The sequence below is a fragment of the Halobacillus shinanisalinarum genome (assembly GCF_022919835.1).
GTDB lineage: Bacteria > Bacillota > Bacilli > Bacillales > Halobacillaceae > Halobacillus_A > Halobacillus_A shinanisalinarum.
This window is the reverse complement of sequence record NZ_CP095074.1, coordinates 1,292,662-1,309,737: the sequence shown is the minus strand read 5'-3', so window position 1 is coordinate 1,309,737 and position 17,076 is coordinate 1,292,662. Positions and strand designations below refer to the sequence as shown.

The 17,076-nt window shown below is 42.3% G+C and carries 16 protein-coding genes and 2 pseudogenes; 16 read left to right on the top strand and 2 right to left on the bottom strand.

From position 1 onward, the window contains the following. The 15 genes and pseudogenes from fabG to MUO14_RS06600 all read left to right on the top strand — a co-directional run bounded on the left by fabG (window position 1) and on the right by MUO14_RS06600 (window position 13,651). The gene (gene fabG / locus MUO14_RS06670) at window positions 1-765 is read left to right on the top strand and encodes a 3-oxoacyl-ACP reductase FabG (RefSeq protein ID WP_244754470.1); all 765 of its coding nucleotides are present in this window, start codon (window positions 1-3) and stop codon (window positions 763-765) included. A gap of 70 nt (window positions 766-835) precedes the next feature. Further along, the gene (locus tag MUO14_RS06665; RefSeq protein WP_244754469.1) at window positions 836-1,285 is read left to right on the top strand and encodes a MaoC family dehydratase N-terminal domain-containing protein; all 450 of its coding nucleotides are present in this window, start codon (window positions 836-838) and stop codon (window positions 1,283-1,285) included. After that, window positions 1,282-1,683: a MaoC/PaaZ C-terminal domain-containing protein gene (locus tag MUO14_RS06660; RefSeq protein ID WP_244754468.1), complete on the top strand. Its 402-nt coding sequence runs from the start codon at window positions 1,282-1,284 to the stop codon at window positions 1,681-1,683. Before MUO14_RS06665 ends, MUO14_RS06660 begins: the two co-directional genes overlap by 4 nt. Before the next feature lie 51 nt (window positions 1,684-1,734). Further along, window positions 1,735-2,940 carry an acyl-CoA dehydrogenase family protein gene (locus MUO14_RS06655; protein ID WP_244754467.1) on the top strand — a complete coding sequence of 402 codons (1,206 nt, stop codon included), beginning with the start codon at window positions 1,735-1,737 and terminating at the stop codon, window positions 2,938-2,940. Window positions 2,941-2,960: 20 nt separating this feature from the next. Continuing rightward, window positions 2,961-3,733 (top strand): annotated as a pseudogene (locus MUO14_RS06650) (SDR family oxidoreductase). Between the two features lie 35 nt (window positions 3,734-3,768). Continuing rightward, window positions 3,769-4,937: pseudogene (locus MUO14_RS06645) on the top strand (thiolase family protein). A 72-nt stretch (window positions 4,938-5,009) separates the two neighbouring features. Further along, window positions 5,010-5,579 (top strand): TetR/AcrR family transcriptional regulator, encoded by a 570-nt coding sequence (locus tag MUO14_RS06640; protein ID WP_244754465.1) that lies wholly within the window; start codon window positions 5,010-5,012, stop codon window positions 5,577-5,579. Window positions 5,580-5,657: 78 nt separating this feature from the next. Then, complete coding sequence (locus MUO14_RS06635; RefSeq protein WP_244754464.1) at window positions 5,658-6,059, top strand: acyl-CoA thioesterase; 402 nt, start codon at window positions 5,658-5,660, stop codon at window positions 6,057-6,059. Between the two features lie 77 nt (window positions 6,060-6,136). Further along, a complete protein-coding gene (locus MUO14_RS06630) occupies window positions 6,137-6,925 on the top strand; it encodes an SDR family NAD(P)-dependent oxidoreductase (RefSeq protein WP_244754463.1) in 789 nt (262 codons plus the stop codon). 258 nt (window positions 6,926-7,183) lie between these two features. Further along, a complete protein-coding gene (locus MUO14_RS06625) occupies window positions 7,184-8,863 on the top strand; it encodes a long-chain-fatty-acid--CoA ligase (protein ID WP_244754462.1) in 1,680 nt (559 codons plus the stop codon). Window positions 8,864-8,969: 106 nt separating this feature from the next. After that, window positions 8,970-9,833 (top strand): branched-chain amino acid ABC transporter permease, encoded by an 864-nt coding sequence (locus tag MUO14_RS06620; RefSeq protein WP_244754461.1) that lies wholly within the window; start codon window positions 8,970-8,972, stop codon window positions 9,831-9,833. Beyond that, complete coding sequence (locus MUO14_RS06615) at window positions 9,834-10,871, top strand: branched-chain amino acid ABC transporter permease (RefSeq protein ID WP_244754460.1); 1,038 nt, start codon at window positions 9,834-9,836, stop codon at window positions 10,869-10,871. Window positions 10,872-10,874: 3 nt separating this feature from the next. Next, complete coding sequence (locus MUO14_RS06610; protein ID WP_244754459.1) at window positions 10,875-11,639, top strand: ABC transporter ATP-binding protein; 765 nt, start codon at window positions 10,875-10,877, stop codon at window positions 11,637-11,639. Continuing rightward, window positions 11,632-12,339, top strand: coding sequence for an ABC transporter ATP-binding protein (locus tag MUO14_RS06605; RefSeq protein ID WP_244754458.1), 708 nt, complete (start codon window positions 11,632-11,634; stop codon window positions 12,337-12,339). The genes MUO14_RS06610 and MUO14_RS06605 overlap by 8 nt, the downstream gene beginning before the upstream one ends. A gap of 88 nt (window positions 12,340-12,427) precedes the next feature. Continuing rightward, window positions 12,428-13,651 (top strand): ABC transporter substrate-binding protein, encoded by a 1,224-nt coding sequence (locus MUO14_RS06600; protein ID WP_244754457.1) that lies wholly within the window; start codon window positions 12,428-12,430, stop codon window positions 13,649-13,651. Between the two features lie 377 nt (window positions 13,652-14,028). Here MUO14_RS06600 and MUO14_RS06595 read toward each other — a convergent pair whose 3' ends face one another. Both MUO14_RS06595 and MUO14_RS06590 read right to left on the bottom strand, forming a co-directional pair. Further along, a complete protein-coding gene (locus MUO14_RS06595) occupies window positions 14,029-15,231 on the bottom strand; it encodes an iron-containing alcohol dehydrogenase (RefSeq protein WP_244754456.1) in 1,203 nt (400 codons plus the stop codon). Between the two features lie 131 nt (window positions 15,232-15,362). Further along, the gene (locus tag MUO14_RS06590; protein WP_244754455.1) at window positions 15,363-16,232 is read right to left on the bottom strand and encodes a R2-like ligand-binding oxidase; all 870 of its coding nucleotides are present in this window, start codon (window positions 16,230-16,232) and stop codon (window positions 15,363-15,365) included. A gap of 124 nt (window positions 16,233-16,356) precedes the next feature. Here MUO14_RS06590 and MUO14_RS06585 point away from each other — a divergent pair, with 124 nt between their 5' ends. Next, window positions 16,357-17,043 carry a LuxR C-terminal-related transcriptional regulator gene (locus tag MUO14_RS06585; protein WP_244754454.1) on the top strand — a complete coding sequence of 229 codons (687 nt, stop codon included), beginning with the start codon at window positions 16,357-16,359 and terminating at the stop codon, window positions 17,041-17,043. Window positions 17,044-17,076: the final 33 nt, after the last annotated feature.

The following is a 17,076-nucleotide window of genomic DNA, read 5'->3' as shown; positions in this document are numbered from 1 at the left end:
ATGGCAGGTAGATTTGATGGAAAAATAGCTTTTGTAACAGGTGGGAGCCGAGGAATCGGTAAGGGAATTGTCCAGCGGTTCGCTGAAGAAGGAGCCAAAGTAGCTATTATTGATGTAAATGAAGAAGCGTTAAATGAAACGGCAAACGAGTTCAAGGAAAAAGGGTTTGAAATTTTTCCACAGGTGGCGGATGTGGTAGATTTTGAACAAGTTGAATCGGCTGTGAAAAAAGCTCATGAGAAGTTTGGATCGATTGATATTCTTATAAATAATGCCGGAGTTATCCGTGATAACATGTTATTTAAAATGACCGATTCAGACTGGGAAACCGTCATGAATGTTCATTTGAAGGGTTCTTTTAATGCAGCACGTGCCGCTCAGAAATATATGGTCGAAAATAAATATGGGCGGATTATCAACATTTCCTCAACTTCCGCTCTCGGTAACCGTGGCCAAGCAAACTATGCCACTGCAAAAGCAGGATTACAAGGATTTACGAAAACGCTTGCTATTGAATTGGGGAGGTTTGGAATTACAACAAATGCAGTTGCGCCAGGATTTATCGAGACGGAAATGACAAAGGAAACGGCGGCTCGCATCGGTATTTCGTTTGAGGATTTAGTGAAAGCAAGTGTTGACAACATCCCTGTAGGAAGAAGCGGGAAGCCTGCGGATATTGCCAATGCTGTAGCCTTTTATGCTGATGAGAGTTCATCGTTTGTTAATGGGCAAGTATTGTATGTAGCTGGAGGTCCAAAAGATTAAAGGGGCTATCTATGCCACGAAATTATGATCTGGTAACTTTTGAACATATTTTTTAAGTGAGGTGGTCGTTGTGTTAAAACATGGCATTGGAAAAAGATCTAATAAAGTGAAGAACACAGTTGAAAGAGGAGCTGTGAAAAAGTTTGCTGAAGCGATTGGCGACTTGCATCCGATTTTTATTTGTGAGGAAACTGGAAAACAATCGAGGTATAAAAATAATATTGCCCCACCTACGTTTCCAAGGGTGTTCGACTATGGAACCATCGAAGAGTTGAACTTACCCGCAAAGGGTTTGATCCACGGGGAACAAATCTATCATTATGAACGGCCGCTAATGGTTGGAGAAAACATTAACTGTTATTCGGAAGTGAAAGATTACTATGAAAGAAATGGAAAAAGTGGTGAAATGGGATTTCTACTTTTGAAAAGGTATGGGGAAGATCTTGAAGGAAATCTCATCTTTACGGAGGAGCAGGTTGTCATTATAACGGAAGCGGTGCGGAAGGAGATGATGGTGTGAAGGAGCTAAAAGATTTACAAATCGGTGAATCACTTGAGGATGTAACCCTTTCGCCCGTTTCCAGGCTTGACCTGATTAAGTATGCTGGTGCTTCAGGCGACTACAACCCGATCCATACTATAGACGAAGAGGCAGAAAAGGCGGGATTACCTGGGATCATCGCCCATGGGATGTGGACGATGGGCAATCTTGCAAAACTTTTTACTCCCTATTATGAAGAAGGGTTTATTGAAGATTACACGATCAGATTTAAAGGGATGGTCTTTTTAAATGACGTGATCACCCTGAATGCGATTTTAGATGACAACAAAGAAGAAAAAATGAAATTTAAAGTGAACGCGACCAATCAGGATGGAAACGAAGTGATCAAAGGAAATGTGGTGCTTTGTAAGGTTTAAACAATAAACCCTACATAAACGGTTGGTTATTTATAAGGAGGTGCTGAATGTATGAACTTTGAATATACGGAAAAAGTACAGGAATTGCAGAGGAAACTGAATGCATTCATGGAGGAATACATTTATCCTAATGAGTCGGTCTATGGGGAACAACTTAACAAGGAAGCACGCTTCGCTTCCGTTCCGCCAATCATGGAAGAGTTAAAGGAAAAGGCGAAAGAAAAAGGGTTATGGAATTTATTTTTACCTAATAGTGAGTATGGAGCTGGATTAACAAACATGGAATATGCTCCGTTATGTGAAATTATGGGGCGTTCAAGCATTGCTCCGGAAGTTTTCAATTGTGCGGCACCTGATACAGGCAATATGGAGCTTCTTGAGCGGTATGGTTCCAAGGAGCAGAAGGAAAAGTGGTTAACCCCATTATTGAATGGGGAAATCCGGTCTTGTTTTTCCATGACGGAGCCTGACGTCGCTTCATCGGATGCAACGAACATTAAGACAAGTATTATTCGTGATGGTGACGAGTATGTCATCAATGGGACGAAATGGTGGTCATCTGGAGCGGGAGACCCGCGCTGTAAAATAGCGATTGTAATGGGCAAAAATGATCCGGATGCGCCTAAGCACGAGCAGCAATCGATGATCCTGGTTCCACTTGATACGGCTGGGGTCGATATTAAGCGAACGCTTCCGGTCTTTGGTTATGATCATGCTCCACATGGTCACGCTGAAATTGAGTTTAACAATGTGCGCGTCCCTGCTGCCAACCTTATATGGGGAGAAGGGAAAGGATTCGCCATTGCTCAAGGAAGGCTCGGTCCAGGAAGAATCCATCATTGTATGAGAACAATTGGTGCGGCTGAACGGGCATTGGAGGATATGTGTAAGCGGGTAAATGAACGGGAAGCTTTCGGGAAAAAGCTTGCGGATCAAGGTGTGATAGGAGAATGGATTGCGGAATCGAGAATTGATATAGAACAGGCCCGGTTACTTACATTAAAAGCCGCCTATATGATGGATACCGTTGGAAATAAGGAGGCGAAGGCAGAAATCGCCATGATTAAAGTCGTAGCCCCTAACATGGCACTGAAAGTAATCGATCGAGCGATTCAAGCCTTCGGAGCAGCTGGCGTTAGCGACGATTATTCATTGGCAGCGAAATGGGCGAACATTCGAACATTACGTTTAGCCGATGGCCCCGATGAAGTGCATCGTAGAGCAGTTGCAAAATATGAGCTGAGAAAAAACCAATAACGATCAAGGGAGGAAAACCCATGCATATAAAGGAACTGTTTGACCTTTCGGGGAAAACCGCGATTGTAACTGGTGGAGGCAGAGGGTTAGGAAAACAGATTGCTGAAGGATTTGCTGAGTCAGGGGCTAATGTTGTTGTCTGTTCAAGGAAAGAAGAGGCCTGTCAGGAAGTCAGTGAACAATTGACCAAATTAGGTGTAAAATCCCTCGCATTAAAATGTGATATCACGAATCCTGATGATATCCAGCATGTAGTGGATAAGACCGTGGAGCAATTCGGACGGATAGATATTCTCGTGAATAACAGTGGGGCGACATGGGGAGCTCCTGTCGAAGAAATGCCGATAGAAGCATGGCAAAAAGTCATCAATGTAAATGTGACGGGAACATTTTTGATGTCCCAGGCAGTTGGGAAGGTCATGCTTGAGCAAGAGTCAGGAAAGATCATCAATATTGCATCTGTGGCGGGGCTTAAAGGTTCCAATCCGGAGTATATGGATACGATTGGCTATAATTCAAGCAAAGGAGCAGTCATTACTTTTACGAAGGATTTGGCTGTCAAATGGGGCCAAGGGGTATTTATGTAAATGCGATTGCTCCAGGATTTTTCCCTACTAAAATGTCCAAAGTTTTAATTGAAAAAGGAGAAGAGGCCTTTCTTAAAGGAACACCTCTAAGAAAGTTCGGTACGGAAAATGATTTGAAAGGTGCGGCGGTCTTCCTAGCTTCCCCTGCATCAAATTATATTACAGGCGACATTATGGTCATAGATGGTGGTTCTCATGCAATGTAATCATCTTATTAAACAGGATAAGGGAGCGGAAATAGATGAATAGAGATGCAGTGATCGTATCTGCTGTTCGAACAGCTATTGGCAGACAGGGTGGAACGTTAGCTTCCATACCAGCCCATGTCTTAGGGCAGAAGTGATCAAGGAGTCGGTAAAACGTGCTGGCGTTTCACCAGAGCTGATTGAAGATGTGATTTTTGGTAATGTCTTGAGCGGCGGAGGAAATATTGCTAGATTGTCTGCCTTACAATCAGGGCTCTCTATCAATTTGCCTGGATTGACCGTTGATCGTCAATGTGGATCAGGGTTAAATGCTGTAAATCTAGCAGCACAGGCTATCCGGGCAGGAGACGGAGATGTGTATGTGGCGGGTGGAACGGAAAGTATGAGTCGAGCGCCATATTTAATGGATCGTCCTGAGAAAGCGTATAGCCCCATTCCCCCTAAATTCAGAAAATCTCAGCTGTCACCACAAGAAATAGGCGACCCCCCAATGGGGATTACAGCTGAAAATCTGTCAGAAAAATACAAGATTAGTAGAGAGGAACAAGATGAATTTGCCTACCAGAGCCAGCAGCGAATGGCAAGTGCCATAGAAGAGGGTCGGTTTGATGAGCAAATTTTATCTTTAACTGTTCCTGTTCGTAAAAGAGATCCGATTGAATTCAAAACAGATGAACATCCAAGGCCGCAAACAACGATGGAAGCACTGTCCAAACTGCGACCGGCTTTTCTTGAAGGTGGGTCAGTAACTGCCGGGAATAGTTCAGGTTTAAATGATGCAGCTTCTGCCTTGACATTGATGTCGAGGGAAAAAGCGGAGGAGTTGGGGTTTACTCCTTTAGTCACTGTGCGCGAATCAGCAATAGCAGGTGTGGATCCAAACATCATGGGGATTGGTCCGGTTCCTGCGACAAAGAAGGTTTTGCAAAAGTCCGGGCTTACGCTTGAGGACATGGATATCATCGAAATCAATGAAGCCTTCGCTGGGCAGGTTCTTGCCTGTAACAGGGAGCTTGAGATGAACCTAGATAAGGTGAATGTTAATGGGGGAGCGATTGCCCATGGACACCCGCTTGGAGCCACGGGAGCCATTCTAACGACGAAAGCGATTTACGAACTGGAACGGTCAGGTGGCAGATATGCTCTTATCACGGCATGTATCGGCGGCGGTCAGGGAATTGCAACCATTATCGAACGTGCATAATATCTGGGTAAAGTAGAGTGGTTTAGATATGATATACTCTTATAACATATCTAAGTGAGGAGAACATTCTAAATGAGACAAAAGATTATAGATAAAAGTATTGGTTTATTTGATAGAAAAGGGTTCACGGAAACATCGATCCAGGATATTGTGGATGAACTCGAGGTAACTAAGGGCACGTTTTATTATTATTTCAAAAGTAAACAAGAGCTGCTTCGTGATATTCATCTCGGCTTTATTGAATATTTGCTGAAACACCAAGCAGTTATTATAAATGATGACTCTAAGGATAGTAGGACAAAACTCCACGATGCGATTTACATGATTATTCACAGTATTAAGCATCGGAAACAAAGTGCCAGGATTTTTTTCAGGGAAATGCGAAATCTTGGCCCGGAGTACCTTGAACAGAATGTAGAAAAAAGGGACCAGTTTCGAAGGAATTTGCAAAGTCTCATAGAAGAAGGGATAAGCAAAGGGGAGTTTCAAAGTGATCTGAATTCCGATATGATTACCCGTGGAATTCTTGGGGTGACGAACTGGAGTTACTATTGGTTCAATCCTGAAGGGGACGTTTCGGATGAAGAGCTTGCCAGCATTTATCTTGAGATGATCTTAAATGGGATTAATAAAAAAGATTGAGTCATTTGATCATGCCGTAAGAAGGGATAAAGTCAGCATACTGACTAGTTGGTTTGTTAAAGAGCGGAGGTGAAATTCATGAGCCATGATATAGATGTCACGGTGAGGTTTTGTGAAACAGACGCTGCTGGACATGTAAACAATACGAGTTACTTCATATATTTAGAGGAAGCACGTGGGAAATTTTTCGAAAATGTTCTACCGAATAATGAAACGTCAGGAAGGTTTATCATAGCTGGGACGGAATGTAACTTTCTGAGTCAAGCCTACTTTAATCAAAGATTAACCGTTTCCACGTGGGTTTCGAAAATAGGCACGAAGAGTTTCCGTTTCAAACATACCATTAAGGCAGCTGACACAGGAGTGTTGATTGCTGAAGCGGAAGCAGCTATCGTTTGCTTCAATTATGAGGAGCAAAAGAGTGAACCTATCCCATTATCTATCAGGCAAGTGTTAGAAGAACAACTTATGGCCAATTAGCGGTTACAGTATCTAAAAATAAAACATGTTGAAGTTCGTTTTCAGGAATTATGAATGGAAAAGGTGGTGGAGAAGGATTGAATAGATTTATAGACTCTATAGCGGTTGTGACAGGAGCGGGCAGTGGTATCGGGGAACAGACAGCCATTCAATTGGCTGAACAAGGAGCTAGGGTAGTGTTAGTAGGGCGCACACCTTCTAAGCTTGAGAGAGTGGCAGATACAATTAATAACTCTTTTCCTGAACCCGTCGCAGATATTTTTCAAGCCGATGTGACAAAGGAAGAAGAGGTTCAGGAGCTTGGGAAGTTTATTCAACAAAAATATGGTGACCTCCATGTGTTGGTGAATAACGCAGGGGCTTCAGGTAAATCTACCATATTAGAGATGGAAGCAAGTGAATGGGAGCGGATTCAGGACACGAATTTAAAAAGTGTCTTTCTCGTATCGAAAATACTTGGCAAGATGATCATAGAGAGCAGTGAGAAAGAGGAACAGAACGAAAATAAAGCCAACCGTTCCATTGTCAATGTTGCTTCGTTGTCAGGTCATAAAGCGGGAGCTAAGATTCCCCATTACAGCTCTTCAAAAGCGGCTGTCATCAACTTTACAAAAGCATTAGCAGTGGAGTTTGCTCCATATGGAATACGAGTCAATTCAGTATCCCCAGGTTTTGCTGAAACCCCGCTAACTGAAGAAGGATTAAAGAACAAGCGATTTGAAGAAGCCATTCAAAGGAATACAGCGTTGAACCGGGTTGGGAAGCCGGAGGAAATCGCAAGTGTCATTTCATTTGCAGCTTCGAGTGAAGCTTCCTATATGACAGGAACCGATCTATTAGTAGATGGTGGATGGCTGGTTACTTAGAGCCATAGAAAAAAGCGCATCTTAAATTTACAGAATATTAAACCTATTAAAAATAGGAGTTTTTTGAGACTGAAAATGACAGCGTTTACAAAGAGCGCGGATGATTCGGTAGTTGGGAATAACTTGTGAATATTCGTGCATGACGGAAACTTTAAGTATGGGGCGAGAGACGTCCAATTTAAGGATCAATCCATAAGGGAGGTATTGAATAATAGGCTGCTCGGTCATCTATCAAAAAGTAAAAAAGGAGAGATACTCATGCAAACCCGTCACTTTGAATTTTGGCCAAAATTATCAAAGTCCATAACTTTCCCTGAAACTCCTCTTATTGATAATCTAACTGTTTCTGCTGCCAGATACCCTGATCATGAGGCCATTTATTATTATGGACAAATCATAACGTATCGTCAGTTGATGGATGAGGTTACATCATTGGCTGGATACTTGCAGCAAAACTTAGGGGTTGCAAATGGGGAAAAAGTATTGTTGTTTATGCAAAACTCTCCTCAGTTTGTGATCGGCTATTATGCGATTTTAAGAGCGGGTGCTGTTGTGGTCCCGATCAATCCAATGCTGAAGACAAATGAGCTTGAGTTTTACGTGAAGGATTGTGGAATCGAAAATGGAATGATCGGTCAGGAGCTGGTTGAACAAGTTCAGCCTTTAATAGACATCACCTCCCTTCAGAACCTTGTGATCGCATCTTATTCGGATTACAAGGGTGACGAATTTGACGAGATGTTACCGGCAGAAGTGGCTGCACCTCGGGCATCTTTTGAACATCCCGGTTTCTTTTCATGGGAGGATGCTGTACAAACAGGAGCAAAACCAGGGGAGCAAACTAGCAATGCCGATGACCTTGCCGTTCTTCCTTATACATCCGGGACGACCGGTCTTCCTAAAGGATGCATGCATACGAACCGAACTGTCCAGGCAAATACAGTGGGAGCGTATCACTGGTCTCGTTCCACAACGCATTCGAAGAGTCTTATGACCTTACCATTGTTTCATGTAACCGGCATGGTCCACAGTATGCACATGCCAATTTTTAGTGGGAGCACAATGGTGATTATGACGAGATGGAATCGTGAAACGGCGCGGAAGCTAATAAGGGAACAACAATGTACGCACTGGGTGACCATTAGTACAATGTTAATTGATTTCCTTGCCAATCCGGATGTGAAAGCGGAGGATCTTACTTCACTCTTGGGTATTTCTGGCGGAGGAGCTGCCTTCCCGAAAGCTGTCGGCGAGAGGCTGTATCAACTAACAGGACTGGAGTTTGCGGAAGGCTATGGTCTGTCCGAGACGATTGCCCAAACACACTTTAATCCACCAGAGCGTCCAAAAATGCAATGCTTAGGAATTCCTTCGTTTGATGTAGATTCTCGTATTATTGATCCGGTAACAAACGATGAAGTGGGAACAGATGAAATTGGAGAAATTGTCGTCAACGGCCCTCAAGTTATGGTCGGTTACTATAATCGGGAAGACGAAAACGAAAGCTCGTTTATTGAAATTGAAGGAAAATCTTTCTTCAGAACGGGTGATATAGGTCGTGTGGATGAAGAAGGTTATTTCTTCATTGTTGACCGTGTCAAACGAATGATCAACGCTTCGGGGTATAACGTCTGGCCTACGGAAGTAGAATCCCACCTATATGATCATCAGGCTGTCAAGCAAGCCTGTGTAGTTGGAATTCCTGATCCACGCAAAGGGGAGAACATTAAGGCTTTTGTCATTTTGAATGAAGAGTTCGAAGGCGAAATAACGGAAGAGGAAATGATTGAATGGTCTAAACAACATATGGCTGCTTATAAATATCCACGAGTTGTTGAATTTAAAAAGGAATTTCCAACAACGAACAGCGGAAAAATTTTATGGCGTAAGCTGCAGGAAGAGGAAAAGGAAAAAGTTGAGGGGGCCAATAAGCCGTAATCGAAAAGTGGCTAGCAAGAAAGGAATAACTGTTTTAAGCAAATGGGGTCAAAGGGGGACATCCTGGCCTCATTTTTTAAAAATAACCGGCTGAAGGGGGAGTAAAATGGATATTTTAACACAGCAACTTTTTAATGGGTTAACGATAGGGAGTGTTTACAGCCTTGTAGCTTTAGGCTTAACCCTCGTTTATGGGATTTTACACATTCCTAACTTTGCCCATGGAGCTTTGTATATGCTGGGGGCTTATATAACGTTAACCTCCATGCTTTTATGGAATTTTAATTACTGGCTGGCCATGGCCATTTCCATCCTGGTTGTTGGGTTGCTTGGTGTATTGATGGATCGACTTGTTTTCCATCAATTGAGAAATGCACCACCCATACACGACAAAATCGCTGCAATAGGAATATTATTGTTTCTTGAGGCCTTGGCCCAGTTAATCTGGGGGGCTGATTACCGCAGTATGGATACCCCTTATGGGCAAGTTGTGGATGTTTTTGGCTTAACAGTAACGATGCAGAGAGTTCTCATCAACGTTGGGGCGATTGCTGTCATGGTTGTGTTGTACCTGTTTTTGAAAAAGACATTCATTGGTTCAACGATTATCGCGATGGCTCAAAATCGTCAAGGAGCTCATCTGGTAGGAATTAACACAAATAAGGTGGCCATGTTGACCTTTATGATCTCTGGTGGTTTAGCCGCTATTGCTGCTTCGCTTTCGGCCCCCATTAATCTCGTTTTCCCGGGTATGGGACACCTTGTTATTTTGAAAGCATTTGTCATCATCATTCTTGGTGGAATGGGGAGTATCCCAGGGGCAATTATTGGCGGTTACATCCTCGGCTTTAGTGAGAGCCTTGGTGCTACTTATATATCTAGTGATTATAAAGATATCATTGCCTTTGTGTTATTAATCCTTATTCTATCGATCAAGCCAAAAGGGTTATTTTCCAGGGAGGGATTCTAAATGTCATCACTTCTAAGGAAAAGAATAATGATCATTGGCTTAATTGTCATTGCCGGGGTTTTTCCGTTTATCACGCAAAATGAGTATTGGCTTCATATTTTAACCTTAGCGTTTATCTGGATGATTGCCGTATATGGACTGAACTTATTAGCGGGTTATACAGGTTATTTATCTCTTGCCCATGCAGGTTTCTTTGCGATCGGAGCTTATTCACTAGGATTGTTAACAGTCAAAGCTGGTATGGGTTACTGGTCTGCGCTGGCTTTAGCTTGTTTGATTACTAGCTCGATTGGTCTTTTAATTGGATTAGTTGCCCTAAGAACAAAAGAACACTTTTTTGCAATCTATACACTATGTGTTGGATATGTTATCTATCTAGTCATTGACAAATGGGATAGTTTAACGGGAGGGGTCCGCGGTTTAATTGGCATTCCCGCACCTTCTAATATTGGTCCGATATCCTTCCAGAGTCCACTCTCACAATATTATCTTATTCTATTTTTCCTTTTACTTACTGTTTTTGTTATGTATCGAATCGTTCACTCTCTTACTGGGCGAACATTCATCGCGATTAGAAATAGTGAGGAACTGGCTCAGACAATAGGAATATCAACAATGAAAAACAAGTTAACCGTTTTTGTCTTATCTACCTTTTTCGCAGGTTTAGCTGGTGCTTTGTATGCCTCCTTTATTCGATTTATCGGTCCAGACATCGGCTACATTACCATTATCTTTGACTTTCTTACGTATTTGCTGGTGGGAGGAATCGGTACACTCGCAGGGCCGATCGTTGGTACGTTCCTTGTTGTTTGGGTATCACAGTCCCTTCAATTTTTACAGGATTATCGAATGCTCATTTTCGGACCTCTTTTAACATTGCTTATCATCTTTTATCCAAGAGGAATTGTAGGAGCGTTTTTTGACTGGAGAATTAAACGGTCATATAAGAGGACGAAAAGATCCTCAAAAGCCAGGCATTCGAAAGGACAATATACGGATTCTCAATCAGAGTCTGAGCAAAAGATTAAGGAGGGGTGAGTCTTGTTTTTAGAAACGAAGAATGTAACGAAAAAATTCGGTGGTCTAGTTGCTGTAAACAATGTGGATTTTTCCATAGAGAAAGGGAAGGTCAACGCGATTATTGGTCCAAACGGGGCAGGGAAATCAACATTCTTTAACTTGGTTAGTGGAACCTACCCTTTAAGCTCTGGTCAGGTTATTTATAAGGGGAAGGATATCACAAGACTTCCTCCTAATAAGATTGCCAAACTTGGTATCGCACGAACGTTCCAGACAACCAATCTATTTGAAAAGTCCACTGTACTCGATAACGTTATTGTAGGGCATCGATTACGTACAAAATCAAATTTGATTGATGCTATTTTAAGGACGAAACGATTCAAAAGGGAAGAACAAAAATGTAGGGAAAAAGCGATGGAGGTTTTAGAGTTTGTCGGATTAACAGGTATAGCTGACAAAATGGCTGCCAATGTAACACAAGAAGAGAAAAAACGTGTTGCCTTCGCGCTTGCTCTGGCAACTGATCCAGAAATTGTTTTTTTAGATGAACCAGCAGCGGGCATTAACCCAGATGAAACAGAAGGCCTTGCTGAATTAATGAGAAAAATGGTGGAAAACGGAATAACCGTTTGTTTAATTGAGCACAAAATGCAAATGATTATGAAACTGGCAGACCACATTATGGTTTTAAATTACGGTGAAAAAATTGCAGAGGGTACCCCAGAGGAAATTATGAATAATCAGACGGTTATAGAAGCTTATTTAGGGGGCGACGCCAGTGCTTAACCTTTCAGACCTAACTGTTAAATATGGCAGCTTTACCGCAATAGAAGATGTGAATGTCGAGGTAGGGGAAGGTGAATTTGTTGTTTTGCTAGGTTCGAATGGCGCAGGAAAAAGTACGATATTCAAGGCAATCAGTGGTCTTGAGAAACCTAGTGAAGGGAAAATTCTTTTTGAAGGTAACTCGATAGGTGGGCTATCACCGGAGCGTCTTGTCAAATCAGGAATTGTTCATTGTGCGGAAGGCCGTGAATTATTCCCGAGAATGACAGTTAATGAAAATTTGATCATGGGGGCATACGTTCACCGAAAAAAGAAAAAGGAAATCAAACAGTCGATAAAGGATGTCTATGAGCTATTTCCGATTTTACATGAAAAAAGAGAGGATGCTGCTGGATCTTTAAGTGGAGGACAACAGCAGATGCTGGCGATTGGAAGGGCTCTCATGGCAAAACCGAAACTGATGCTGTTAGATGAACCATCGATTGGTTTGGCTCCATTAATTGTTGAACAAATGTTTAATGTGATTCAACAGATTAATAAAGATGGGACGACGATTCTATTAGCCGAGCAAAATGCCAATGCAGCATTAAAGATTGCCAATCGAGGCTATGTTTTTGAAAACGGCTCGATTGTTGTACAGGGGACATCTGATGAACTGTTCACGAATGATGAAGTGCGCAAGGCATACATCGGTGCCTGAAGCTAATTTATACTCAGGAAGGGAGTTGATCCTTTACTAGCATTGTCCGTTAGGTTATGTGAATACCACTTTAAGAGGAGGAATTAGAATGAAGCAGTTCCGATTACTAGCCTTATTGATTGTATTAGCCTTTGCGTTTGTTTTGGCAGGATGTGTTGAAAATCCGGATAATGAAGAGGCTAGTGGGGGTGAAGTAGAAACGGAAACAGAGGCTCCTGCTACGGAAGAAGGGGAAAAGGTAGTAAACATCGGCTATAGTGGTCCATTGAGTGGTCCAGCGGCTTACTATGGAGAACGTACACTGAATGGTTTGAAAATGGCAGCCGAGGAAATTAACGAAAATGGTGGTTTTGAGGTTGATGGGCAAACGTATAAACTTAACCCAGTTGCCCTAGATGATAAATATTTACCTAATGAAACGGCAGCGAATGCGAAAAGGTTACTGCAAGAAAGCCAAACACCAATTATATTTTCACCACATAGCGGTGGAATAAAAGCCATGCAAGTGTTCAATGAAAAAGAAGAATTCCTGATTGCAGCTTATTCGAGTGAACCCGCTATCACAGAGGCCGAAAACTCCTTAACTGTCAGAATTCCTCCTCGATATGATGGGTACATGGAGCCTTTCACAAACTACTCTATGGAGCGATTTGGTAAGAAAATTGCTGCGATCCCAACTGCCTCCCAGTACGGTAAAGACTGGACGGAAATGTTACTACCTTACTGGAAAGAGCAAGGAGGAGAAGTCGTTTATAATTCTTCCGTTGATTTTTCCAAAGATACGGATTTCTTCACGATGGTAACGAATGCATTAAAGGAAGAGCCTGATGTTCTATTTATTGGCGGTCCTTCTGAACCAACAGCAAAATTAGCTGAACAAGCCAGGAAACTTGGGTTCGAAGGCGGATTTATCATTATGGACCAAGCCAAGCTTGATGAGATGAAGAATGTAACAGGAACGTATGAAACATTTGAAGGGGCTATTGGAGTCATGCCGCTCGTAAATGCAGATTACCCGGGTACACCGGAATTCGTAAAGAAATATAATGAAAAATACGGAGAAAATCCGGGGTCGGAAGCAGGTTTCCATTATATTGCAACCTATATCTTTATGGAAGCCATGAAAGCAGCTGGCACTGTCGATGATGCAAAAGCGATTCGAGCTCATATCGAAGAAGGAATAGCTCAAATACCTGAAGATAAACAAGTATATTCGATTTCTGGCATTGGGGAAGATGGAGGATTTATAACAGGTTTAAGTGTCGCAGCTGTTGAAGATGGAGAAATTGTATCCATCGAAGTTAAACAATAGTATAGGGAAGTTTACAAAAAGAAAAAAGCCAATCGATGCTCGACCTGCATCGATTGGCTTTTTGTATTTACTGTCCATTCCAACTTGCACTCAAAGTGGCTACGCTGCTTAATTGGATAGTTAACTGGTGAACGTAACTGAATCTGAAGCTGATAGTACATGGAAGTGGTAGGTGAATGAGATTCTCACCTAAATCTTATCGATTCGGATTCTTACCAAACCGTTAAAGATTCTACCTAAATTCAAGCAGATTTTTCTCTAATTGGAAAAAGGAACAAATCCAGGTACCTGGATTTGTTCCTTTTATAAAACTACCGCTAGAAAAGCTTCAAGACTAGAATTGGGTGCCTCCACTACCCAAAAACAGACTATCTCACTTATAATTTAATCTCGGATCCCGCTACTTCATTTACAACATTCGCAATAATTTCTTCTGGAATACGGAAGAAAACTCCTGAAGGGTCTGATTGGACAGCCGTCACAATCTCTTCTAACTGCTTATGATCGATGGCCACTTCCTCAAATGTGTTCGCTAGCCCAATCTGACTTCTGAGGTCGCGAATATAGGTTGTCACTTGTTCAAGACACTTTTCAGGGGAATCTGAGATATTTTCGATCCTTAAAGCCTCCGCAAAACCCTTGATTCTTGGTAAATATATAGATGGCAGACTTTCCATGACATTTGGCAAAAGGACAGCATTGGCCAGGCCATGAGGGATTCCGTATCTAGCACCTAATGCATGGGCGAGGTTGTGAACGGGGATCGCATTAAGAGCAAGGCTGAACGCAGAGATTGCCATCGAACTGGCCATCAGCATATTTGCTCGTGCCTTAATATTTTCGCCCTCATGTACAGCCGTTTCAATGTTTTCTTTGATCATTCTGGTGGATTGCAATGCATAGGCATCTGTCATTGGGTTGGCATCAGGAGAAAAATAGGCTTCAATTGCATGGGTCAGGGCATCGAACCCAGTGAATGCCGTGATCTTTGGAGGCAGTCCAACGGTTAATTCCGGGTCCAGAACGGCCAGGTCTGCATTAATAAAAGGGTGAATGATACTTACTTTCACGTTAGCATTTTCATGAAATATAACAGAAATCGGCGAGACCTCTGCGCCCGTTCCAGCGGTTGTCGGCACCGCCACATGTGGAATAAAACTTGGCTGTACATCGGGCCAGGATTCGAGTACGCTTCCTAAGAGATGTTCATGGATGTCTGAGAACTTGTTGTCCAGCATCCATTTCACCCCTTTGACTGTATCTAGCACACTGCCGCCTCCGAGGGCTAATAAAGCATCCCCATTGTTTTCTTTGAAAAACCGAACGGCTTGGTTAATAACAGACGATTTTGCATCCTGGACAATATCATCAAAAACCCCTGCAAGTTCGACATCTCCAGGCATCAGTTCAAATAAATCGGTGATTTTTTCAGTCACCCCTGCCTTTGTTAATCCTTTATCCGTAAATAATATCACCCTTTTACCGCCGAGGTCTTTGATTAATTCAGGGAGCTTTGTACGTGAGCCGGCTCCGTTGTGAATAACGGTACGGACAGAAAACTGGAAATAAGATGTTACCATAATATCACCTGCTTCATTAGATTTGGTCAATCATCATTACGAATCTGTTCCTAATAGACGCCATACCATGCTCTTCAAGCTCGGTTAAAGAGAAGAATGGACGTGGAACAGGACATCATTGTAACTTTACTTTATACACTTTCCTTCGGCTTATAGATTTCCTCGATCGTTTTTCCTCTTGCACGAGCGACTTTTTCAAGACGGATCGATAACTGGTTTTGAGAGAACTTGACCGTTTCCTCAAGTGGAACATCGTAAGCGGATTGCTCGGCTCCTTCCTGGTTTAATTGCAGTGACAGTGGTGCAAGGTCGTTCAATTTTTGCGTAATATGGTCATACAGATGCGGGTGTTCGCAGACAAGGCGTTGCAGCAAGAAAGTCCCATAAGCAATATGCCTCGATTCATCACGCTTTAAATACTCAATCCCCTTCATTAGACCAGGCATTTTTCCAAATGAATCTAACATTCTATAAAAGGACCAGTAGCCTGTTTCTGCCAAAACTCCTTCAACAAACATGTTATACACGACGGCTGCTTCCGCGAGCGCTTCAGGGGATTCATCGGTGCGGAGACGGTTCATCGCTTCAGGTAAAATTTCATAAAAAATCTGCTTATACGTATCACTATGGAAGTGAGAGAGATCTCCTTCTGCACCAATTACGTTCAAAACGATCCGAAAGAACTCTGTATGTTTGGCTTCCTCAAATAGAAACGTTGTTAAAAACATTTCTTCTTCGATCCGGCCTTGTTTAGCGATTAACATGATCTCGGGTAAAAGATCGAGCGTAACAGCTTCTTCACCTGCCTGAAACTGAGAGATGAGCCGTAGTATGGACTGTTGCTGTGGTTGAGTTAATGCCTTCCAATCTTCTTTGTCCTGTGTGAAATCAATATCCCTTGGATCCCATACACCTAACCTTTTTGCCTTTTGATACAATCGAAACGGGAATGAGTCCTCTTTGAGCCCACGTGCGCTTGTCGTCAAAATTTCCTTTCTCATTTTTCAGCTCCTCTGTTAAATTTTGAATTTACTGATTATTTTTGTTAAAATGTAAACACTTACATTGATGATAATATAAGTCTATGTCCATTTATATCCCTGAAAATGTAGGGAGGGGGAGCCGATGAACGCTGAAGTGATTGGAAATTATGTGAAGGAGATTCATCCTGCCGAACAACACGATAAGAAGATTCACATCGCAGTGAAAGGGTTTGTTGAGTTGTTTCCATTTTTGCGTGTCTCGTTATTTGCCTATTCACCGTTAAGTTTTATCGGTGAGGGGATCATTAGAATGGACGAATCGGGATCCTATGGAATGAGTGATATTCGTGAAGATGTCAGAGGAATACCACCAGTATATTCGGTTGTCCACTCAAAAAAAGCGACGTTTGTCAATAATGTAAGAGAGGCTAATTCCTTCCCTGACAAGTATGTTAAACGGTTTAATTTGTCTTCTCTGATTATCGTACCAGTCATTCAATCTTCGACAGTCGTCGGTGCTATTTTTTTGGACAGATATACGGGAACCGGCCCGCTCACAAAAGAATTGATCACCTCCCTGGAACAGTACGGGAAGTGTTTGGGACAGCTCTTATATGAACCAAGCGAGAAGAAAGTAATCCTTAGCAAACGTGAAACAGAGGTGCTGCAAGAATTGGCATTTGGTTATTCTATAAAAGAGATTGCTGGCTCGTTTGGAATTAGTCCGTTTACTGTAAGGGATTATGTTGGCTCTGCTTTGAGAAAGCTGAATGTGAAACATCGTGGTCAGGGGATAGCTGAGGCGATCCGGTTGGGGTTGATTCATTAAAAGATTCCTACTTCTATCTATAAAAAGCCCTAG